Source organism: Cardiobacterium sp. (genome assembly GCF_057314735.1).
In genome coordinates, this window is sequence record NZ_DBHKZK010000049.1 from 105,679 (window position 1) to 127,206 (window position 21,528).

The following is a 21,528-nucleotide window of genomic DNA, read 5'->3' on the forward strand; positions in this document are numbered from 1 at the left end:
GCAGAAAAACTGGCGTTATAAGCGGATTCGTTTTAGCAAACTCAATAGTTGCGAAGCGTTATCATCTTCACGGTAACGCAGCGATTCGTAGAGGGTCGCCGCCTGTTGCAGTTGTGCCGCCTGTTTGTCGCCAGCCCTTGCGGCGAGGCGGCGGAAGAAGACGGCGACGGATTCGGCGGTTGCCTTGCTGTAGCCGCGTTTTTCCCACGCTGCCAGTTTGCGCCGCAGCGCGCGGGCAATGGCATCGTCGTCGCTGCGCGGGCGGCGCGTCCAGTACCAGTAGAGGATGGCGCTGCCGATGGCGAGCAGTAGCGCCATGACGATGAATAGTCCCGCCGAACCGAAGGCTTGCAAACCGAGGCCTTCGAGCAATCCCTGTTGTTGGTCGCGGTCGAGGTTGATGACCCAGTCCTGCCAGAAGGCTTGCGTTGCATCGATGGCATTGCGCAGCCAGGCGACAGCACCGAGGTTTTCGGCAATGCGGGTACCAAAGGCGCGGCTGTCTTCGCCGCTCAGGCTGTTGCCGGAAAGGCGACCTTGCAGGATACGGTCCGGGGCGACGGCGGCGGTCGGGTCGAAACGCACCCAGCCTTCGCCATCAAGCCACAATTCTGTCCAGGCGTGCGCCGATTCTTCGCGCACCACCCAGTCGCCGGTGAGCGGGTTCAATTCGCCACCCTGATAGCCGATGACCACCCGCGCCGGGATGCCAACACTGCGCGCCGCCAGCACCATCGCACTGGCGTAGTGTTCGCAGAAGCCGATGCGGTCGCGGAAGAGGAATGTTTCCGGGTTGCCCGCGCCGGGCGGCGGTTCGAGCGAGTAGTAGTATTCTTCTTCATGTAGCCGTTTGAGGAAACCTTCGGCGAAGCCGCGCGCCGTGCCGCCGTTTTCCTGAAGCAGACGTTGCGCCAGTCCCTGTGTCTGCGGGATGGTCAATCCGGGTGGCAGTTGCAGCGCATCCTGACGGTCGCGCCGCGACAGTTCGCCGGTGGTGTGATAAGCGAGCGCCGAGGCGAGCCGGAAACGTTTGCCGGTCACGCCGTTAGCCGCAGGAAACAGCGCAATCTGGTAGGCATGGCCAAGCGGCAGGTTATCCGGCAGTTGCTGCGGCAAATCCAGTGCGGGCAGCCATTTCAGCGACGACTTCACCAGCGTTGTTTCGTAGCGAACGATGCTGTCCTGTTGATAATCCACCGGTGCAGGCGGGCGGAAAGGGTCGCCACGGCGCTGCAACCACTGCGTGCCGTCAAACTGCCACAGCACCGGGCCGCGCCAGTACAGGTTGCGGCTCTGCGGCACCTGGTCATGGTCAAAGCGGGCGCGGAAGGCTATTTCGTTGGACTGCGCCAGCGACGACAAATCGCCCATGTTCATCTCGTCCGGCAGGCCGGTGACGGCACCCTTGCCCTGCTGCGGCATCCCCCACAGCGGCTGGATGCGCGGGAAAAAGAAAAACATCGCCGCCGCAAACGGCAGGGCGATGAGGAAAAGGCGCAGCAAATCGCGCCAGCGGGCGAACTGCACCCGCGCCCGCCCGCGTTGCTCGAAGCGCACCAGACCATGCACGCTGATGGCCAGCGCAAAGAGCAAATAGAGGAAAATTAGGATGGACTGCGAATACATCAAAAACGCCAGCATCAGCAGCGTTTCCAGCAAAAACAGCACATGAACATCGCGGCGGTTGCGCGACTCCAGCAGCTTGCAGACGCTCATCGTCACCAGCAGCGCGACGAACGACAGCGTCAACCCCTGCGAGCGCAAGCCGCCATAAATCAAAAAAGCGCCCGTCAATATCAGGCCAATCGCAACGCCAATGGCGAGGCGCTCATCATCACGAGCAATAGCGACGAATTTCAGCGCAATCGCCGCTGCCAGCAGCACGCCAAGCGCACTCGGCAAAAAGAAAAACAGCGGCAACGCCACCAGCGTAAACGTGGCGGTAATGCGCCGCCATTCGCGCCCGTCCAGCCGGTCCTGATACGCCTGCGCGCTCACCCAGCGAATCATGCCCCACCCCCGAACAGCGCCAGCGCGCACAAACAGGCCTCGCGCTGCTCGCGCCCGTGACCAAAATCAAAATACTGCTGTTGCAGGCGCAGCGCGTAGGACAACCCCTGCGCCTCCGCCTCGACAATCCATTGGGCGAGCTGCGACAGGCGCTGCTCGGTGCCGCCGGGAATCGCGGCAAAATCGAACAACAACTGCGGCGCGCCTTCCCCGGCAAACTGCTTCAGCAACAGCTCGCCGCGACCATAACGCTTCCAGGCAACCCGCGACAGCGAATCGCCCAGCACATACGGACGCAAGCCGGACAACTCATCATCGCCCGACGTCGCGCCCTGCGCCTTGCCCTCGCCGGCTGCCGCCTGCCACGGCAGCGGCAAATCGCCCGCCGGACGCGGATAGACCAGCACCCGCGCTTCCAGCCACGTCCACGACCAGGTGACAAACGCGCCGAGCGGATGCGTACAAAACACCTCCAGCGGCGCCATCGCGTGCCAGCCGCGTTGCCACGTCGCCTCGCGCAACACCACCCGTGCCGTCGCACCTGCCTGCAAATCATCACAGGCGACGCGCTGCTCCTCATTGCGCAAAAACACCAGCCCGCGCGCACGGCCATCGCGCTCGGTAATCGTCACCGTAAACGCCGCCTCGTCGCCCGCCCACACCGGCTCACCGCCCTGTGCGGCGAGCGACAGCCCGGACAACTGCCCGGCGGTAATCGTGCCGCCGAGCAAAAACACGGTAAAAGCGAGGAACGTCAGCGCATAACCGAGATTGAGCTGGTGATTCGCCGACCAGACGAACATCACCGCCAGCACCGCAAAAAAAGCGAGGCCGAAGCGCGTCGGCACCACCGGCATCCGCAGCGCCGAGGGCAAATCGCGGCTGGCGACGGCATAACGCTGCCGCGCCTGCCAGCGGGTGCGGATTTTGTCCTCAATCGCCATGAATCAGCGCACCACCCAATCGCCACGAATCGGGCGGGCATAATGGGCAAGTACCGCAATCATGCAGACCTCAATCGACACCGACCAATAAATATGACCGAGAATCTCGCTCCACAGCTCATAACCATTCAAATTCCATAACCAGCCGACCTTGCCCTCTGCATACACCGGATTACGAAAACCGAGCAGCGGAATCAAAAAGCCGTGCATCACTACCGTAATAATCAAACCATAAAGCACGCCATACCACATCCGAATGCGCGGCCAAAAAACAGAGCAAAAGACATAGACAAAAGCAAAACTGAAGAGCCAGTGATACAGCGTGACCGCACCGGCGACCGTCGCCCCCTGATAGACATAATCAAGCGAGTGCGAATTAAAACCGAGCCAACCGAGCCAGGCATCAATATGCGCCCCCGGCGGCGACACCTCGCCCGGCACACGCGGCGGCATATTCACCTCTGAGCCCCATTTCACCAGCGAACTGAAAAAGCCGCCGACAATCGTCGTCCAAAAAATCACGCCAAAATTGACGCGGCGTTCCGTCAGGCCATAACCCAAAATAGACATAACAATCTCCCAATATCCAAAAATAAAAAGAATGACAAAACGGCACAAAAACGTGCCAATCCTTGAAGTCTGCCTGAAATCTGCGGATAGAAGCAATGTCCCCCTCCCCTGCAGGGCGAAGCCCGCAGCGGGGGAGGGTCGGGGAGGGGGTGAACAATATTGTTTCCGAAGAGCCGTTTCGGTTTTTCATCTCAGCCGCTCTCCCCAAATCTCTCTTGCTATACAAACAATGCTTTTCACCGCGCGAACTGTTCCAGCTCTCCACCGGGACGCATTGCCCGCGTAGCGAGAGAGGGAGAATATCAACGGTTGCCCTACTTCCATTTACGCAGGGAACCGGGTTCTTCCCAGACTCCAAACAAACTCCTGTTACAACGGCACATCCACCTGCCCCAGCACCCGTGCCAGAGCCGCCTGATGACCGTCGCTGTCGGCGTGTACCGAACGCAGCCGGTGCCAGGCGACCGCCGGAAACACCTTCTGCACAAACTCCGGCAACACCGCCGATTCACCGCGCAACAGCGCATACGCCTGCGCCGCCCGCACCAGCGCCAGACCGGCGCGGGTGGACAGCCCGTGGACAAAATCGCCGCTGGTGCGCGTATGCGCCAGCAACTTCTGCACATATTGCGACAGCGACTCCGACACCACCACCTGCACCACCGCCTGCTGCAACGCGAGAATCTCCTCGCGCGACAGCACCGGTTTCGCGGCGGCAAGCATCTCGCTACGCGACACACCGCGCAAAATCTCCGCCTCGCGCGCCGCCGACGGATAACCGAGCGAGAGGCGCATCAAAAAACGATCGACCTGCGACTCCGGCAGGGCAAACGTGCCAATCTGCTCCAGCGGGTTTTGCGTGGCAATCACAAAAAACGGCGACGGCAGCGGGTGGGTGTGATGATCCACCGACACCTGCCGCTCCTCCATCGCCTCCAACAGCGCCGACTGACTCTTGGGCGAAGCGCGGTTAATCTCGTCAGCCAGCAACAACTGCGTGAACACCGGCCCCTGATGGAACACCAGCGCCTGCGTCGCCGTATCCAGCGTGGAAAAACCGATGACGTCCGCCGGTAACAAATCCGAGGTGAACTGAATGCGGCGGAAATCCAGCCCCAGCGTGGCGGCAAAGGCCTTCGCGAGCGTGGTCTTGCCCGCACCGGGCAAATCTTCGAGCAACAAATGCCCGCGCGCGAGCAGACAGGCAACCGAAAGCGCAATCGCCTCCTGCTTGCCGACGACAATCGAGGCGAGCTGCGACAGCGCCTGATGCAGCCGCTGGCGCAAATCGGCAGGTAACACCGGTGATTTCATACATATCTCCCTGAAAAAGCTCCGTAGTGAAAAAACCGCACTGCGCGGGCGGTGCGGTACGAATGTGGCGGAATCTTAACAAAAAGCCGCCGACCGCGACGGGGATTTTCCCAATGCTGCCATTTACATACAGGATAGCGGGGAAGGTGCATGTATAGCGATACTCACAAAGTTCTGTACAAGGCACGCCGCCGAAGGCAGTACAGTTTAGTACGGCGAGGCGGCGCAACGCTGTACAGGGCTTTGCGAGGATTGCTATAAACAGCGGACGGTTTCAGGCGTTCAGATATTTTTCGCACGAGGCTTCCGGCGGTTGTAGGGTGGGGCTTGCCCCACCGTTAAAGCCGCGGGTTCCGTCATGGTGGGTCAAGCCCCCCTACAATTTACATACAGGATAGCGAGGAAGGTGTATGTAAACGGCGAACGGTTTCAGGCGTTCAGGTATTTTTCGCGCGAGGCTTCCAGCGGTTGTAGGGTGGGGCTTGCCCCACCGTTAAAGCCGCGTGTTCCGTCATGGTGGGTCAAGACCTACCCTACTAATTACGAAGGTGGCCTGAAATGTATGCTGATAACCAGCAGAGCGGCAAAAACCAGCCGTTGCCAATATTCCGCCGGTTCGCCCCCTCCCCCGCAGGGCGAAGCCCGCAGCGGGCGGGTTCCCATGCAAAATGCGTCCGCATTTTGCATGGGGCCCGGGGGGAGGGTTGGGGAGGGGGTAGCATCCGTAACTTCACCGCCAATGCAATTCAGACGCCCCTGAGACAGCATACATTTCAGGACACCATCCAATTTACATACAGGATAGCGGGAATGGTGTATGTAAACGACCTGCCTTCTGCGCTCACTCCGTCGGACTGTCCGCTGCCCCTGGGGAAAGTATTTGCCGCAACAGCGCAGTTTTCACCGGGTCGGCGGGGTCATTCAGCGCTTCGTAGAAATCAATCGTCGCCGCGCAAAGAAAGGCGCGGTCTTCCGCTGTTTTTGCCATTTCTGGTACCGCCGCCAGAACGATTTTCTCGCCGTAGCGTTGGTGCAGGTCTTGCCGGATTTGCGCCTGTAGCGCCTGAATGGCGGCGGCATCTGGCGGTGCGGCAGGCGTGGTTTTGTCGCGCAGGATGGCGATTTGCATCGCGTCCATGCCGCTTTGGGCGGTGGTTTCGCGCAACAGCGCCATGTCGCTCGCTACGCCGTTACCCGGAAAAAGCAGGGCAAAGCATTGCTCCGGGTCGCGCTCCTGTAACAGCTTGAGCTGTTTCAAAAAAATCGCCTCGAACTGTTGCAGGGTAGCGTCGCCGAGGCGCGGCAGTCGTCGCAACAGCACCGGCGCGTAGGTCTCGCGCAAGAGCGTCTCCAGCTGTTGCGGGTCGGTACTCCCGCCCTGCCGCATTTTGGCGAGGATTTCCTGATAAACCTGCGGCTCTTCTTCTTTCAGCGTCGCCAGCAGTGCGCCCTGTTGTGGTTCATCCTCGCCCTGTTGCGGCGCAGGCTCACTGTCCGGCGTGGTGGTGCGCAGATAGTGATTCAGCCCCCACAGCGCGGGGGCGACAAGAATGGCGAAGACCATCGTGGCGACGAGCAGGCGTACGCCTTTGCGCTCGCTATCAACCACCATCCTGCTGATAAACAGGGCAATAATGCCACTCACGCTGATGACGGCCAGCGTCAGCATCAAGTCGGTACTCATCGCTCACTCCCACTCAATCGTCGCCGGCGGCTTGCCGCTGACGTCATAAACGACGCGGTTGATGCCGCGCACCTCGTTGATGATGCGGTTGGAGACGCGCCCCAGCAGGCTGTAGGGCAGCTCCGCCCAGTGCGCGGTCATGAAATCGCTGGTAATCACCGCGCGCAGCGCGACCACATAATCATAAGTGCGGCCATCGCCCATCACCCCGACCGACTTCACCGGCAGAAAAACGGCAAACGCCTGACTGGTGCGGTCATACCACGAGACACCGTTCTCATCGCGCGTCTGCCGCAGTTCCTCGATAAAAATTGCGTCGGCGCGGCGCAGCAGGTCGGCATAATCGCGCCGCACCTCGCCGAGAATGCGCACGCCGAGACCGGGGCCGGGGAACGGATGGCGGTAAACCATGTCATGCGGCAGGCCGAGGGCGACGCCCAACTCGCGCACCTCGTCCTTGAACAAATCGCGCAGCGGCTCCAGCAACTTGAGATTGAGCGACTCCGGCAAACCGCCGACATTGTGGTGGCTCTTGATGGCGTGCGCCTTCTTCGTCTTCGCCCCGGCGGACTCAATCACATCCGGGTAAATCGTTCCCTGCGCCAACCAGCGCGCGTTTGCCCGCTTGCCCGCTTCACGCTGGAAGACCTCGACGAACTCCGCGCCGATAATCTTGCGCTTCTGCTCCGGGTCGGTAACGCCCGCCAGCTTCGCCATAAAATCGGCGCTGGCATCGACGTGGATGACATTCACGCCGAGATTTTTGGCAAACATCTGCATCACGTTCTCCGCCTCATTGAGACGCAGCAGGCCATGATCGACAAACACACAAGTAAGCTGCTCGCCAATGGCGCGGTGAATGAGCGCGGCGGCGACCGACGAATCCACCCCACCGGAAAGACCGAGAATCACCTCCTCGTCGCCGACCTGCGCGCGAATCTTTTCGACCGCTTCCTCAATATAATTCGGCATCGTCCAGCTTGGCCGCGCGCCGCAAATATCCAAAACAAAGCGGTTAATTAGCGCCCTGCCCTGCTTGGTGTGCGTAACCTCCGGATGGAATTGAATGCCATAAAAATGCTTGGCAACATTTTCCATCATCGCAATCGGGCAAGAAGGCGTCTCGCCAATAATGCGGAAACCCTCCGGCAATTGCGAAACCTTGTCGCCGTGGCTCATCCACACATCGAGCGTATGCGGCAAATCATCCTGAATATTGCGGGTCAAATCGCTGTCAATCGTTTTCACCTGCGCATAACCAAACTCGCGCTGATCGCCGGGGCTAACCACACCGCCCAAATGATGCGCCATAAACTGCATCCCGTAACAAATGCCCAATATAGGCACACCCAAATCAAAAATCCCGGTATCGGCCTGATAGTCCGAATCATAAACCGAATTGGGGCCGCCGGAAAGAATAATCCCCTTCGGATTAAAAGCCCTAATCTCGGCCAGCGGCATATCAAACGGATGCAACTCACAATAAACATGAGCCTCGCGCACGCGGCGGGCAATCAATTGCGCAACTTGCGAACCAAAATCGAGGATAAGAACCTTGTCGGCATCGGGCGGGGTCGTCATAAAAAATCCTTGGTCAAGAAAAACGTTTACGGGTTAAAAGAAAACTGTCATCCAGCAAATCCCAAATTACCGCATCGGGCAAAACCGCGAGCTGCAAACTTACCCAATGCGCCTTGTTCATATGCCAGGCGGGTAGCACACCATCCATACCGCGCAATATTAACAGATTTTCCGGCTGCGCCTTCACATTCAGGAGCTGCACCGCCTCCGCCTGCGGCAAACCGACACTTGTACCGGGCGGATTCAACAACACCGCAAACCATTTGCGGTTATCCGCATGACGGAACACCGCATAATCAGGATGCGCGCGCCACAAAAACTCTGGCGCGACGCCATAGCGGGTTTCCATTTCAGTGAATAACATTTGCGGATTCACGACTATCCTCCTTGCGGAAAAAACGGCGGATCATAACCCGGCGCAAAATACGGTAAAGAATGACGGCGAAAGGAATAGCGTAAACAGCAGAAACCATCTTTTTCAGCGTAGCTGCATGACGCCACCATAATGGCGTAACCGTTGACGGCTGGGTGCTGTCATCAATACGGTAAGAAAACTCCAGCGGATCGCTCATACTGTCGGCAAATTCCCTGACATAAAGCGCATCGCCATCGCGTTCAAGATAAATACGGTGCAATCCATCATTCTCCTCAAAATACAGCGACTCACGACAAAGCGGCTTGCTTTGCCATTGCGCCGGCTCTGCCAAACGCACCAGTTGCGGACGTGCATCATCCAAAATACAAACCGAAAATAACGCATTGGGCGTATCAAGTTTTGGTGCCAGCCAAAGAAAAAAGCCCAAACTCAATAAGAGCCAACAAGCAAGACCAAGCGGAATGCGCAGCCAAAAGGGAAGTAACGATTTAGCGCAGGTTTTCTTTGCCATATTTCCCTCTATAACGGATAACATAAAAAGAGATGACACTATAAAGCAACCATGCCAACGGTATCGCATAAAAAGCAGCGGTAATTTTCTCTACCGTTGTTGCCCGTTGCCACCAAAGCGGTATAACCGTCGGCGGGGTTGCCCTTTCGTCCAGACGATAAACAAACTCTCGCGGGTCGCCCGGAATATCCTCATAGACCTTGCCATAAACCGTATCACCATCGCGCACAATATCGATACGATAACTGCCATCCTGATACTGCAAGGCTTCACGACACAGCGGATACTTCCCCCAGTTTTTGCCCGAAAGCCGGTCAAAACGCGGATAACTCCCATCCATAACACAAACCGCAAAATGTTCATCCGGCATTTGCCGCTCAGGAATATCCCGCACCAGCCGAAAATAAACCATCAACCAAACCACACCCCAACAAATCAAAGCCAGCAACAGGCGAAACCATAGCGCAGGCTTGGGATACTTTTTACTCATGTAATTTCCAGATTTCCTGCCACGATGGCAAATTGTGTGCTTCCCGCCATTCACGCAAACGGCAGGCGACGATTAACCCGCCAATCATCGCGGCAGAAAAAGCGCCGCCCATGATTGCCAGCAATGACCCGCCAGAAAGCAGCCATAAAACCAAAGCGGCAAGCAGTGCAAAGCAAAAACCATAGCCCATAAAATTGCCGACAAAACCCGCCAATATCGGCGGCGACAACATCACGCCCCGCTGCCAAAGAAAATGATGCAACGGCGTGCGCTGACACCAGCCGGGCAACCCAAGCGGTTGCAAGATTGCCAAAGCGCTGCGGATAGAAGGCGGATAAACGCCATTTTGCTGCCCGGTTTTTGCTGGCCGGTAAATGACGGGCTTTGGATAATGGGGGAAAGGCTCAGTCATGGTTATTATTTGGAATGGTGGGAAGATTCTGCATTTCTTGCCACGAAAGCAGTTTCAATTTTTTCTGTACACGCCTAATACCGAACGCACCACCCAATCCGGTAGCAATACCAAAGATAGCCCAGTGGAAGAAAAAATCACTAGGAAAATGCCATTCATTGCGTTTTATCAATAAAAATAATATTAAAACGACAAAAAATCCATTTATTAGTCCTGAGATTATCATATTAGTAAAAAATCCTGCCAATAATACAGGCGGAAGCGTGATGCCTTTTCTCCAAAGTAATCTGTAAAACCAAGGATGTTTTCGATAGCCTTTGGGCATATCAATAGTTTGCAGATAGGCTAGTGCTTTTTCAATGGAAGGCGGATATGACATGATGAACTCCTTCAAGAACACGGATAGTTTACTGCCCCCACCCAGCCCTTACGGGAGAGGGAGTTGTTGGTGATTTTACGCGCTTTTGTTCCCGTATCCCGTTTTGGAATGGTACTCTAAAGCGCACCCTGTGGCCTTTACGGTTTTTCATCGGGCAGGTTTTGGATTTCTTTCCACGAAAGCAACTTTAATTTTTTCTGCGTCCTTCTCACATCAAACGCACAACCCAATCCGATAACTACTCCATAAATAACCCAGCGATAGAACAACCCACCAGGGAAACTCCAATTATTGCGCTCTACCAGGAAAAATATTGCCAAAACCAAAAGGGTTCCATATCTCAGCCCAAAAACCAGCATATTAGTAAAAAATCCTGACAACAAAGCAGGCGGTATACCTTTTTTCCAGAGGAATTGGTAAAACCGAGGATATTCCTGGTATCCTTTCGGTATATCAACCGTTTGCAGATATACTAGTGCTTTTTCAATGGAAGGCGGATATGACATGATGAACTCCTTAAGAAATACAGTCGCTAACGCGGATGGTTTGCTGCCCCCACCCCTCCCCCACGGGGGAGGGAGGTGTTTGGTGGCTTTACGCACTTTTGTTCCCGTATCCCGTTTTGGGACGGTACTCCAAAGCGCACCTATGGCCTTTACAGCTTTTCATCAGGCAGGTTTTGGATTTCCTGCCACGAAAGAAGCGCAAATTTACGACGCGCGTAGCGCTCCAACAATGCGAGAAACAGCCCCCAAAATATGGCGTTAAAGACAAAGATAAAAATCCATAATCCCGCAGACGCATGAATATTGAAGCCGTAGATAAATATCAGCATTATTGGTACAAGGCGGATACTGGTATTTATACCGCCAGTAATAATATTTATTGTAATGCTTGCCAGTATCGGCGGCGGTATCTCAATACCGCTCCGCCATAATATTTTGTGCAATACCGATTCCCGGTGAAAGGAAATAATGTTTTTTTCTTGCAGGTATGCTAATGCTTTTTCGATAGCGGGCGGATAAGTCATGATGTACTCCTTGCAGATTGACAGAAGAAAAATATTGCCGCTTGATGATTCGCCATGCAGGCTTTTTGTTTTAGATGATTTTATACATACACCTGAGCGCTCGATGTGTATGTAAATGGCAGATAGCGCCTGCCGTAATAGGCACCGAAGTATACGGGCTAACCCCACCCCCGCCCTCCCCCACAGGGGGAGGGCGTTATTTGGTGGTTTTACGCTTTTGTTCGCGTATCCCGTTTTGGGATGGTACTCCAAAACGCTCCCTGTGGCCTTTACGGTTTTTCATCGGGCAGATTTTGGATTTCTTTCCATGAAAGCAAGCCTAGATTGCGTCGCTCACGACTTTTCTGCCAGGCCAAAACAAAGCCAAAAGCGACAAACCAAAGCAGCAAATCAACCATCACTTCTGAAGCAATCCAACTTTTATTAATGCGAAATACCAGACCCGTTATCAATGACACCGGAAAATACATCAGCATTCCATAAATGCCAAAGTAAAGCGTATTAACAGAGAAATCTGCCAATATAGCAGGCGGCAAGGCAATACCGCGTTTCCAGAAGAATTTGTGCGCGTACCACATTTTGTCATTTTTGAATTCATCCGGAATATCTTTGGTTTGCAGGTAAGCCAGTGCTTTTTCGATAGCGGGCGGATAACTCATGGTGTACTCCTTGCAGATTGACAGAAGAAAAGTGTTGCCGCTTGATGATTCGCCATGCGAGCTTTTTGTTTTAGAGGATTTTATACATACACCTGAGCGCTCGATGTGTATGTAAATGGCAAATGGCGCAGGAAAACAAATACCCGCCTGTGCAGGGCGGGCATTGCGGTTTAGCGCCGGTAGTTCGGCGGCTCTTTGGTGATGGTGACGTCGTGGACGTGCGATTCTTGCATCCCGGCGTTGCTGATGCGGACGAAGCGCGGTTTTTCCCGCATTTCCGCGAGGTTGCGGCAGCCGGTATAGCCCATGCTGGAGCGCAGGCCGCCCATCAGTTGTTCGATGACGCCCGCGACCGCGCCTTTGTACGGCACGCGGCCTTCGATGCCTTCCGGCACGAATTTTTCTGCTTTTTGTCCGCCCTGGAAGTAGCGGTCGGCGGAGCCCGCGCTCATCGCGCCGAGCGAGCCCATGCCGCGATAGGCCTTGTAGGAGCGGCCCTGGTAGAGTTCGACTTCGCCGGGCGATTCTTCGGTACCGGCGAGCAGGCCGCCGACCATCACCGCGTGCGCCCCGGCGGCGATGGCTTTGGCGATGTCGCCGGAGTAGCGCAGACCGCCGTCGGCGATAACGGAAACCGGGCGACCTTTCATCGCCTGGGCGACGTTGCTCACCGCCGAGATTTGCGGCACGCCGACACCGGCGACGATGCGGGTGGTACAGATGGAGCCGGGGCCGATGCCGACTTTGACCACGTCCGCGCCCGCGTCTGCCAGCGCGATGGCGGCGTCGGCGGTGGCGATATTGCCGCCGACGATGACCAGTCCGGGATGCTGGCGGCGCAGGTCACGCACGCGGTCGAGCACGCCTTTGGAATGGCCGTGTGCGGTATCGACGACGATGATGTCCACCCCGGCGGCGGTGAGGAGTTCGATGCGGCGCTCGCTGTCGCCACCGGTGCCGATGGCGGCGCCGACGCGCAGGCTTTCGTTTTCGTCCTTGCACGCCTGCGGGTAGTCGCGCGCGCTGCGCAAGTCCTTGACGGTGACGAGGCCTTTCAGGCGGAATGCGTCATCAACCAGCAGTACTTTTTCGATGCGGTGTTTGTGCAACAGGCCTTTGATTTCTTCGGTGCTGGCGTTTTCTTTGGCGGTGACAAGGCGCTCTTGCGGCGTCATCACTTCGCGCACGGGGACGTCGTCTTCGACGTAGCGCAGGTCGCGGCGGGTGACGATGCCGACCACTTTGCCGTTTTCGATGACCGGCAGGCCGGAGAATTTGTGCTCCTGCGTGGTTTCGCGCACCGCGCCGACGGTGGTGTCCGGCGTGGTGGTGAGCGGGTCGCGGATGACGCCGGATTCAAAGCGCTTGACTTTGCGCACCTCGTTCGCCTGTTGTTCCGGCGTCATGTTTTTGTGAATGATGGCGATGCCGCCGAGTTGGGCGAGGGCGATGGCAAGGCGCGCTTCGGAGACGGTGTCCATCGCGGCGGCAAAGAGGGGGATGTTGAGCCGGATGTCGCGCGCCAGCGGCACGGAGAGATCGACGTCGCGCGGGAGGACGTCGGAATAGTCGGGGACGAGCAGGACGTCGTCAAACGTCAGTGCTTCTTCGATGATACGCATGGTGTGAGCCTCCTGATTTTCAGTGGCGGCGTATTTTAGCAGAATGCACGGCGGGGCTTGGGCGCGGGGCGTGTTCACACCCCCAACTTGCGTCGCAACGCGGGCAATAATTCTGGCGGCAACACGGCGCGATAATCGGCGACGAAGGTGCGCGCCTTGAGTGTCTCCGGCCAGGCAGCGGTTTTCACCGCATCTTTGCCGCTGATGATGAGCCAGCCGTCTTCGGCAAACGCGGCGGCGTCAGCGGGTATCGCAGCGTGGTCGGGCAGACTGCGCGTCGCGGCGAGTTCTGCACCCTGCGCGCGCAGGCTGTTAAAAAGGCGTTCGGGACGGGCGATGGCGGTCAGCGCGTACAGCGGGCAGTCATTCAGGCGCGCAAGCGGTTGCAGCACGCCACCGCCGAGCGGGCGCACGCCGTCGCTGGCGTATGCCAGGGTATAACTGCCCTGCCCTGCCCTGCGGTTATCATTTTTTGACAGGGATGTTGCCCCGCTATGCACTACCGCATCGACACGTTTCAGGCGGGCGACACTTTCGCGCAATGGCCCGGCGGGCATGAGCCAACCGTTGCCGAGGCCGAAATCGGCGGCGATAACGGCGATTTCCGCGTCGCGGGCGAGTGCGTAGTGTTGCAGGCCGTCGTCAGCGAGGATGAGACGGGTGGCGGGGTAATCGCGCAGCAGTTTTTGCGCCGCCTCAGCACGCTTACGCGCGACCACCACTGGCGCGCCGGTGCTGTGCCAAAGCATCAGCGGTTCGTCGCCAACGATGGCGGCGTCCGCGTAAGTGGCGACGTCGGTCGCCTCCCGCGCCGTGCCGCCGTAACCGCGGCTGATGATGCCAACGGCGATGCCTTCCGCCTGGAACGCGCGGACGAGCGCCTGCACCAGCGGCGTTTTGCCGTTGCCGCCGACGCTGATGTTGCCGACGACGAGGACGGGGATGGGCGCGCGGTATTGCCGCAAGATGCCCGCGCGATAAAGGGCGCGACGGCAGGCGGTCGCGAGGGCGAACAGCGCCGAGAGCGGCAACAGCAAATAGCTGGTGAAGGTGCGGCGGCGCCAGAAGTGAGGCAGATCGTGGGGCATGAGTACTCCGGATGGGGATTGAGACGTGATGAAGACGCACGTCATGCCACCTTCAGACGTGTTGCGCGACAAAATCCCGCATCAAATCGCCCAGCGCGTGATCGCCGCTCCCCACCGCGAAGATTTCGGATATGTGGCTGTGTCCCGCCAACTGGTAATGTGGCAGTCCCGGTAATGCCGCCTGTCGCTGGAAGTCGGGCGGGTCTTGTTCGGCGCTGACGATGAGCAGCGGGACGCCCGCCTGCAGCAGTCCCGGCAGGGCGGAGCGGGCGGCGAGTTGTGTCGGGTCATCGCCAAAGTAGGCGTGCAGGTATTCGTTGGGTTCGGCGCGCATGGTGTCGTAGATGCCGGAGACGAGGATGGCGCCGCGTGCGCCGTCGTCTCCCAGGCGCAGCGCCGGGTGGGCGAGGTATTGTGCGGCGTGTGCCGCGCCTGCCGAGTGTCCGGCAAGGATGATGCGCTGCGGTTCGCCGCCACGGCTGGCGATGTTCGTCTGTATCCAGCGCAAGGCGGCGGCGATGTCCTGTTGCGCGGCCGGCCAGGGATGGGCAGGCGCAAGGCGGTAGGTCATGTTGACGCCGACCAGGCCATTGGCGACCGCCCAAAGCATGAGGTTGTCGTAAAAGGGGCTGTCGCCGTTGCGTTTGTCACCCCTGACGAAGCCGCCGCCATGTATGAAGAGGAAGACGGGGCGCGGAGCGGTGTCTGCGGTTTGCGGGGTGAAGACGTCCAGGCGGTGGCGCGGGTCGTCGCCGTAGCGCGCGTCGCGCAGAACGCGGACATTGGCATAGGGCTCACGCGGTTGCAGCGGTGCGTACATCGCGCCGGTTTCGGCGGTTTCAATGACGGCGCCGATTTGTTGCAGACGGGCGGCGATGGCGGCGGGTATTTGCGCGGGAATGTGGGTCGGGCTCATGGCAGCCTCCGGTAGAAATGGGGCAGACAGGATACTGCGCGCGCCGCTGTTTGCCCAGTTCGCGCGGGGTGTCAGAACCTGTTCAAAATCCTGGGGAATCGTATTTTTTCCGTGTGCTTGTGCAGGGAACTGAAAACAGGAAAAAACGCCGATATACCCCCACCCCGACCCTCCCCCGCTGCGGGCTTCGCCCTGCGGGGGAGGGGGATTCTTGGGCTGTTTCTGTTTTATTCCACTATAAAATGGCGGGGTTTTCGCCCCGCCATTGCGCTTTTCATCGGTTATTTTTTCGCCTTTTTCCGTTCGTTTTCCGTCAAGTATTTTTTGCGGATGCGGATGGATTTGGGCGTGACTTCGACCAGTTCGTCATCGTCAATAAATTCCAGCGCCTGCTCCAGCGTGTTGCGAATCGGCGGGGTGAGGATGAGGTTTTCGTCGCTGCCGGCGGCGCGGATGTTGGTCAGCTGTTTGGCTTTGAGCGGGTTGACGGTGAGGTCGTTGTCGCGGCTGTGGATGCCGATGACCATGCCTTCGTACACTTCGTCGCCGTGGCCGATGAAGAGGCGGCCGCGGTCTTGCAGGTTGAAGAGGGCGTAGGCGAGCGCTTTGCCGGTCGCCATCGAGACGAGAACGCCGTTGTGTCGCGTTTTGCCGAGGCCGTCTTTTTTCGGGCCGTAGTGGTCGAAGATCTGGAATTTGAGGCCCGAACCGGAGGTGAGGGTCATGAATTCGGTCTGGAAGCCGATGAGGCCGCGCGTCGGGATGAGGTATTCGAGGCGGATGCGGCCTTTGCCGTCCGGCACCATGTTGCGCAGTTCGCCTTTGCGCTCGCCCATGCGCTCCATCACCGCGCCCTGGTGTTGTTCGTCAAGGTCGAGGACGACGAATTCGTAGGGTTCGTGGGTTTCGCCATCAACTTCTTTGTAGATGACTTCGGGACGCGAGACGCCGAGTTCGTAGCCTTCGCGGCGCATGGTTTCGATGAGCACGGAGAGGTGCAGTTCGCCACGGCCGCTCACTTTGAATTTGTCCGGGTCGTCCATTTCTTCGACGCGCAGGGCGACGTTGTGGATGAGTTCGCGGTCAAGGCGCTCCTTGATTTGGCGGCTGGTGACGTATTTGCCTTCGCGCCCGGCGAAGGGGGAGTTGTTCACCTGAAAGGTCATGCTCATTGTCGGTTCATCGACGGAGAGACTCGGCAGCGCTTCGACGTGGTTCGGGTCGCAGAGGGTGTCGGAGATGTAGAGCGGGTCGATGCCGGTGAAGGAGATGATGTCACCGGCGGCGGCGCTATCGACTTCGACTTTTTCGAGGCCGAGGAATTTGAAGATTTGCAGGACGCGGCCACTGCGCACCGCGCCGTCGCGGCCAATGATTTTTACTGGAGTGTTGCTGCTGATGCTGCCGCGCTCAACGCGGCCGATGCCGATGACGCCGGTGTAGCTGGAGTAGTCAAGCGAGGAGATTTGCATTCGGAACGGCGCCTCGCGATCCACGGCAGGCGGCGGCACGTGGGCGACGATGGCTTCAAAGAGCGGGGTCATGTCGCCACTGCGGATGTCGGGGTTGTCGCCCGCGTAGCCGTTCAGGCCGGAGGCGTAGACGATGGGGAAGTCGAGTTGTTCGTCGGTGGCGCCGAGGCGGTCGAAGAGGTCGAAGGTTTCGTTCAGCACCCAGTCGGCGCGCGCGCCGGGGCGATCGATTTTATTGATGACGACGATGGGGTGCAGTCCCATGTCGAAGGCTTTTTGGGTGACGAAGCGGGTTTGCGGCATCGGCCCGTCCATCGCGTCAACCAGCAGCAGCACGCTGTCCACCATGGAGAGGACGCGCTCGACTTCGCCGCCAAAGTCGGCGTGTCCGGGGGTATCAACGATGTTGATCTGGTAGTCTTTCCAACGGATTGCGGTGTTTTTCGCCATGATGGTAATGCCGCGTTCGCGCTCCAGGTCCATCGAGTCCATCATCCGCTCATAGACTTCGGCGCGTTCGGCCAGGGTGTCGGATTGGCGGAAGAGTTGATCGACCAGCGTCGTTTTGCCGTGGTCGACGTGCGCGACGATGGCTATGTTGCGGATTTTTTTTACATCATGGATATCACTCACGGTTCACCTTGTCTGTGGTTGGGGTTTTTTGGGCATAAAGAACGCCGCATCGTGCGGCGTGACGGGCACGGATTATACGCCGCGCGCGGGGTTACGGGGCGAGTTTTTCTTGCAGCAGCGCGTTCACCGTTTTCGGGTTGGCCTGCCCCTGCGAGCGTTTCAGCACCTGGCCGGTGAGGAAACCGAGCATTTTCGTCTGCCCGTCGCGATAGGCGGCGACTTGCTGCGGGTGCGCGGCGATGACTTCATCGACCCAGGCAGCGATTTGGCTGTCGTCATTTACCTGTTGCAGGCCTTGTGCAGCAATGAGCGCGTCGGCGGTTTCATTGCTTTCCCACAGTTGCGGCAGCAGTTTTTTGCCGACGGCAGCAGAGATGGTGTTGTCCTTGATGCGCAGCAGCAGTCCGGCGAAGCGCTCGGCGGAAAGCGGGATGTCTTGCACACCGCCACCGAACTCGTTGTACAGGCGGGCAAATTCGCCTTGCAGCCAGTTCGCCGCCAGCTTGCCGTCGCCACAGGCGGCGGTCAGCGCGTCGTAGTAGTCGGCCATTTCGCGCGTTTGCAGGATGAATTGCGTCGCATCATGATCGAGCCCGTAGGCTTGCTGGTAACGGGCGGCGCACGCCTGCGGCAGTTCCGGCAAGGTCGCGCGGATTTCTGCAATCCACGCGGGCGAGAGGTCAAGCGGCAGCAGGTCGGGGTCGGGAAAATAGCGGTAATCGTTGGCTTCTTCCTTGCTGCGCATGGTGCGCGTTTCCATGCGGTCGGGGTCAAACAGGCGGGTTTCCTGCTCGACCGTGCCGCCGCTTTCCATAATGTCGCTCTGCCGCTCGATTTCCAGGTTAATCGCCTGCTCAACGAAACGGAAGGAGTTGATATTTTTCAGCTCAACGCGCGGGTTCAGCACGTCGCTGCCCTTCTCGCGGATGGACACGTTGGCGTCGCAGCGGAATGAGCCTTCCTGCATATTGCCGTCGCTGATGCCGAGATAGCGCACCAGATGGTGCAATTGCCGCATATAGGCGACCGCTTCGGCGGCAGAGCGCATATCCGGTTCGGAAACCAGCTCAATCAGCGGCACTCCGGCACGGTTGAGGTCAATACCGGTGCGGTCGGAAAAGGCATCGTGTACCGATTTGCCCGCGTCCTCCTCCAGTTGCCCCCGGTTGATGCGGATTTCCCGCGTGCCGTCAGCCGTTTCCACCACGATTTTGCCGCCGCGAATAATCGAATCATCCAGTTGGCTGATTTGATAACCCTTGGGCAGGTCAGGATAAAAATAATTCTTGCGCATGAAAAAAGCGTGCGGGTTGATCTCCGCGCCAATCGCCAGACCAAACAGCGTCGCAAAATGCACCGCCTGCGCATTGAGCACGGGCAGCACGCCCGGATAGCCGAGGTCGATTTCATTCACATGGGTGTTGGGCTCGGCACCAAAAGCCGCCGAAGACGACGAAAACAGCTTGCTTTCAGTCGCCAGTTGAATATGCAACTCCAAGCCAATCACGGGTTCATAACGCATACGGGTTTCCTCATAAAGAAAGCCCCACCAAGGTGGGGCAAAGATGGTATGGAAATTATAGGGTTTGCTTACTTGTCCCGCAAGCTGGAGAACTTGTCGTTATCAACCAGTTGTTTGTCCACGATACGCGGGGTAACGAAGATCAGCATTTCGTTCTTCTTGAATTCCCGTGAATTTTTCTTGAAGGCATTACCGATAACCGGGATATCGCCCAAGAGCGGAACTTTGTCTGTTTTTGCTGATTGTCTTTGCTTGTAAACACCACCAAGAACAATCGTTTCACCATTATCTACCAACACATTGGTTTTTACGCCGCTGGTATTCTTGGTAAACGAAGTTTGCCCTGCAACAGAAACGTTATTACCCAATTCATCATTATTGATATTTAGTTCCATATCAACCATATTGTTTGGTGCAATACGGGGTGTCACATTGAGGCGAAGTGCGGCAGTAACCGTTTCTAATGTAGTGGACGTAGTACCACCGGTACTCTCATTACGCGTCACGATCGGTACTTCAGTACCAGACCAGACTTCTGCCTGAGCGCCGTCCTGGGTGACTACGCGCGGACTGGAAACAATTTCTACGCGACCTTCCGTTTGCAGCGCAGACAATTCCAAATCTACCAGGAAATCACCACTCAAGATGGACAAACCATAACTTGCCGGTGTACCGGAAGTACCACCAATAACCGGCATATTGACACCCAAACGATTGGACAGATCCGGAATATTTAGCGGACGCGTTCCATTCACAATATCTGTAGCCAGACTGGTTGAGGCATTGCTAGTTCCACTTCCCGTAATCAGCTTGCTGTTGCTGCGGTTAATGAAAGAAACACCGAAACGAGCACCCAAGTCACGGGCGTAATTATCTTCTGTCAGCACAATACGGGAATCTATCAGCACCTGTTTGACTGGTTTATCCAGTTCGGCAACCAGCTCACGTACAGCCTGAATCTTTTCCGGAATATCGTTCACAATCAGGGTATTCGTTCTTTCATCTACAGATACCGAACCTTTGTCAGAAAGAATGGAATCCACATTATTGGATAATCCGTTAGTGTTGGTTGCACGTACATTATTTTTTGCCTCATCAATCAATTTTTTGAGGTCCGTAGCCCGCGCAAACTGTACCTGAATACGGTCAATACGTGTTGGCGTCAGGCTTCTTTTTTCTTCCAATGTGCGCAATATCGTTAATTCAGAGGTTCTTAATTCCTCGAGTGTCGCCACATAAATAACATCACCGCTTTGACGTTTATCCAGCCCTTTGGTCTTCATAATAATGTCTAAAGCCTGATCCCAAGGCACATTATCCAGACGTAAGGTAATATTGCCCGTTACACCATCACTGACTACGATATTGTTATGGGTAAACTCGGCAATAATTTGCAGAACCGCACGAACTTCAATATCTTGGAAGTTCAAAGATAACGGCTCCCCTTTATAGTGTTTACCACTACCAAAACCAAGCATTTCCTGCACTTTTCGATCTTGGGCATTTTGTGCCGGTTTCATTACCTCAATGGTGTAGGTATTACCACTCTGATAACTGACAAACTCAAACGGGTTACCTGCCATATTTAAAGAGACTGTAGCACCACCATTTCCCTTCTTAATTTCGGCATAGCTGACTGGTGTATTGTAATCTGTTACATCCAGGCGCTTCTGTTCACTATTACTGATTGTGATACCGCGTACATCCGCTATTACTTTATTGCCATCTTTGCGGACATTCACGACTGTATCGGGTGATGGCAAATTAAAGGTAAAGGCAGCTCGGCCATTAGAAGTGCGACGAAATTCCGGCGCAAGGGCGCTGGCAGAATTAACACCTTTGCCAATGGTAGCAGTACCTTTGCCAACAGTAACCATTTGTGGATTAACGGCTCCTCTAAATCCGGCAGCAGGAGCAGCAGGCGTTTTGACAGCAAGAGCTCCTTTAGGAGCGGCTTTCGAACCAGGCATTACATTTACTATGACATCCTGCCCTTGCTGGCTGACATTATAATTCATCGGTGAAGACAAATTAATAACAGCACGGGTGCGTCCTTGTCCCGGAATGACATCCACATTATAAATTCCATTAGAAGCCACATCTACACCACGGGATTTCATGGAAGATGTCGTATTGGGGAAATCCAGAACAATAGAAGAATCGGTATTGAATGCTGTAGGTTTAACCCCTGCATTTTTAAATACGAGTTGATACCCGCCAGCAGCACTACCATGTTCAACGCCGCTAATAGCTGCCGCATATAAACTTGAGGACAACAGCAACAAGCTTCCAGTAAAGATATGTTTCATAATTCC

Annotated in this window: 20 protein-coding genes; all 20 read right to left on the minus strand. The window is 56.7% G+C overall.

Translation table 11 applies throughout. From position 1 onward, the window contains the following. Positions 1-15: 15 nt before the first annotated feature. Positions 16-2,010, minus strand: a complete 1,995-nt coding sequence (locus ACO54Z_RS06225) for a transglutaminase TgpA family protein (RefSeq protein ID WP_485996248.1) — start codon at positions 2,008-2,010, stop codon at positions 16-18. Then, positions 2,007-2,954 (minus strand): DUF58 domain-containing protein, encoded by a 948-nt coding sequence (locus ACO54Z_RS06230; RefSeq protein WP_485996249.1) that lies wholly within the window; start codon positions 2,952-2,954, stop codon positions 2,007-2,009. The genes ACO54Z_RS06225 and ACO54Z_RS06230 overlap by 4 nt, the downstream gene beginning before the upstream one ends. A gap of 3 nt (positions 2,955-2,957) precedes the next feature. Next, positions 2,958-3,524, minus strand: a complete 567-nt coding sequence (locus ACO54Z_RS06235) for a YagU family protein (protein WP_485996250.1) — start codon at positions 3,522-3,524, stop codon at positions 2,958-2,960. Between the two features lie 369 nt (positions 3,525-3,893). After that, positions 3,894-4,811, minus strand: coding sequence for an AAA family ATPase (locus ACO54Z_RS06240; protein ID WP_485996282.1), 918 nt, complete (start codon positions 4,809-4,811; stop codon positions 3,894-3,896). A gap of 868 nt (positions 4,812-5,679) precedes the next feature. Continuing rightward, entirely contained in the window at positions 5,680-6,522 is an 843-nt protein-coding gene (locus ACO54Z_RS06245) for a hypothetical protein (RefSeq protein ID WP_485996251.1), read from the minus strand. Positions 6,523-6,525: 3 nt separating this feature from the next. Then, positions 6,526-8,103, minus strand: a complete 1,578-nt coding sequence (gene guaA, locus ACO54Z_RS06250; RefSeq protein WP_485996252.1) for a glutamine-hydrolyzing GMP synthase — start codon at positions 8,101-8,103, stop codon at positions 6,526-6,528. A 13-nt stretch (positions 8,104-8,116) separates the two neighbouring features. Then, a complete protein-coding gene (locus ACO54Z_RS06255) occupies positions 8,117-8,479 on the minus strand; it encodes an MmcQ/YjbR family DNA-binding protein (RefSeq protein ID WP_485996253.1) in 363 nt (120 codons plus the stop codon). Further along, complete coding sequence (locus ACO54Z_RS06260) at positions 8,454-8,990, minus strand: hypothetical protein (protein WP_485996254.1); 537 nt, start codon at positions 8,988-8,990, stop codon at positions 8,454-8,456. The genes ACO54Z_RS06255 and ACO54Z_RS06260 overlap by 26 nt, the downstream gene beginning before the upstream one ends. Next, positions 8,968-9,480, minus strand: coding sequence for a hypothetical protein (locus tag ACO54Z_RS06265; RefSeq protein ID WP_485996255.1), 513 nt, complete (start codon positions 9,478-9,480; stop codon positions 8,968-8,970). Before ACO54Z_RS06265 ends, ACO54Z_RS06260 begins: the two co-directional genes overlap by 23 nt. Beyond that, on the minus strand, positions 9,473-9,892 hold the full coding sequence (locus ACO54Z_RS06270; protein ID WP_485996256.1) for a DUF6404 family protein: 420 nt from the start codon (positions 9,890-9,892) through the stop codon (positions 9,473-9,475). Before ACO54Z_RS06270 ends, ACO54Z_RS06265 begins: the two co-directional genes overlap by 8 nt. After that, positions 9,885-10,271 (minus strand): DUF6404 family protein, encoded by a 387-nt coding sequence (locus ACO54Z_RS06275; RefSeq protein WP_485996257.1) that lies wholly within the window; start codon positions 10,269-10,271, stop codon positions 9,885-9,887. Before ACO54Z_RS06275 ends, ACO54Z_RS06270 begins: the two co-directional genes overlap by 8 nt. 137 nt (positions 10,272-10,408) lie before the next feature. Continuing rightward, positions 10,409-10,777: a DUF6404 family protein gene (locus ACO54Z_RS06280; RefSeq protein ID WP_485996258.1), complete on the minus strand. Its 369-nt coding sequence runs from the start codon at positions 10,775-10,777 to the stop codon at positions 10,409-10,411. 149 nt (positions 10,778-10,926) lie between these two features. After that, a complete protein-coding gene (locus tag ACO54Z_RS06285; RefSeq protein WP_485996259.1) occupies positions 10,927-11,301 on the minus strand; it encodes a DUF6404 family protein in 375 nt (124 codons plus the stop codon). A gap of 269 nt (positions 11,302-11,570) precedes the next feature. Beyond that, on the minus strand, positions 11,571-11,960 hold the full coding sequence (locus tag ACO54Z_RS06290) for a DUF6404 family protein (RefSeq protein WP_485996260.1): 390 nt from the start codon (positions 11,958-11,960) through the stop codon (positions 11,571-11,573). Positions 11,961-12,130: 170 nt separating this feature from the next. Next, positions 12,131-13,582 (minus strand): IMP dehydrogenase, encoded by a 1,452-nt coding sequence (gene guaB / locus ACO54Z_RS06295; RefSeq protein ID WP_485996261.1) that lies wholly within the window; start codon positions 13,580-13,582, stop codon positions 12,131-12,133. Between the two features lie 74 nt (positions 13,583-13,656). After that, positions 13,657-14,670 (minus strand): tetraacyldisaccharide 4'-kinase, encoded by a 1,014-nt coding sequence (gene lpxK, locus ACO54Z_RS06300; RefSeq protein WP_485996262.1) that lies wholly within the window; start codon positions 14,668-14,670, stop codon positions 13,657-13,659. Positions 14,671-14,722: 52 nt separating this feature from the next. After that, a complete protein-coding gene (locus tag ACO54Z_RS06305) occupies positions 14,723-15,586 on the minus strand; it encodes an alpha/beta hydrolase (RefSeq protein WP_485996263.1) in 864 nt (287 codons plus the stop codon). Between the two features lie 281 nt (positions 15,587-15,867). After that, positions 15,868-17,691, minus strand: coding sequence for a translational GTPase TypA (gene typA / locus ACO54Z_RS06310; protein ID WP_485996264.1), 1,824 nt, complete (start codon positions 17,689-17,691; stop codon positions 15,868-15,870). 91 nt (positions 17,692-17,782) lie between these two features. Next, positions 17,783-19,213: an Asp-tRNA(Asn)/Glu-tRNA(Gln) amidotransferase subunit GatB gene (gatB, locus tag ACO54Z_RS06315; RefSeq protein WP_485996265.1), complete on the minus strand. Its 1,431-nt coding sequence runs from the start codon at positions 19,211-19,213 to the stop codon at positions 17,783-17,785. 68 nt (positions 19,214-19,281) lie between these two features. Continuing rightward, the gene (locus tag ACO54Z_RS06320; protein WP_485996266.1) at positions 19,282-21,522 is read right to left on the minus strand and encodes a type IV pilus secretin PilQ; all 2,241 of its coding nucleotides are present in this window, start codon (positions 21,520-21,522) and stop codon (positions 19,282-19,284) included. Between the last annotated feature and the right edge of the window lie 6 nt (positions 21,523-21,528).

Coding starts and splice junctions, on each gene's coding strand:
- guaB (WP_485996261.1), bottom strand. CDS start 13,582: ATGCGTATCATCGAAGAAGCACTGACGTTTGACGACGTCCTGCTCGTC.
- gatB (WP_485996265.1), bottom strand. CDS start 19,213: ATGCGTTATGAACCCGTGATTGGCTTGGAGTTGCATATTCAACTGGCG.
- ACO54Z_RS06305 (WP_485996263.1), bottom strand. CDS start 15,586: ATGAGCCCGACCCACATTCCCGCGCAAATACCCGCCGCCATCGCCGCC.
- ACO54Z_RS06320 (WP_485996266.1), bottom strand. CDS start 21,522: ATGAAACATATCTTTACTGGAAGCTTGTTGCTGTTGTCCTCAAGTTTA.
- ACO54Z_RS06290 (WP_485996260.1), bottom strand. CDS start 11,960: ATGAGTTATCCGCCCGCTATCGAAAAAGCACTGGCTTACCTGCAAACC.
- lpxK (WP_485996262.1), bottom strand. CDS start 14,670: ATGCCCCACGATCTGCCTCACTTCTGGCGCCGCCGCACCTTCACCAGC.
- ACO54Z_RS06230 (WP_485996249.1), bottom strand. CDS start 2,954: ATGGCGATTGAGGACAAAATCCGCACCCGCTGGCAGGCGCGGCAGCGT.
- ACO54Z_RS06275 (WP_485996257.1), bottom strand. CDS start 10,271: ATGTCATATCCGCCTTCCATTGAAAAAGCACTAGCCTATCTGCAAACT.
- ACO54Z_RS06245 (WP_485996251.1), bottom strand. CDS start 6,522: ATGAGTACCGACTTGATGCTGACGCTGGCCGTCATCAGCGTGAGTGGC.
- ACO54Z_RS06260 (WP_485996254.1), bottom strand. CDS start 8,990: ATGGCAAAGAAAACCTGCGCTAAATCGTTACTTCCCTTTTGGCTGCGC.
- ACO54Z_RS06235 (WP_485996250.1), bottom strand. CDS start 3,524: ATGTCTATTTTGGGTTATGGCCTGACGGAACGCCGCGTCAATTTTGGC.
- guaA (WP_485996252.1), bottom strand. CDS start 8,103: ATGACGACCCCGCCCGATGCCGACAAGGTTCTTATCCTCGATTTTGGT.
- ACO54Z_RS06225 (WP_485996248.1), bottom strand. CDS start 2,010: ATGATTCGCTGGGTGAGCGCGCAGGCGTATCAGGACCGGCTGGACGGG.
- ACO54Z_RS06285 (WP_485996259.1), bottom strand. CDS start 11,301: ATGACTTATCCGCCCGCTATCGAAAAAGCATTAGCATACCTGCAAGAA.
- ACO54Z_RS06265 (WP_485996255.1), bottom strand. CDS start 9,480: ATGAGTAAAAAGTATCCCAAGCCTGCGCTATGGTTTCGCCTGTTGCTG.
- ACO54Z_RS06280 (WP_485996258.1), bottom strand. CDS start 10,777: ATGTCATATCCGCCTTCCATTGAAAAAGCACTAGTATATCTGCAAACG.
- ACO54Z_RS06270 (WP_485996256.1), bottom strand. CDS start 9,892: ATGACTGAGCCTTTCCCCCATTATCCAAAGCCCGTCATTTACCGGCCA.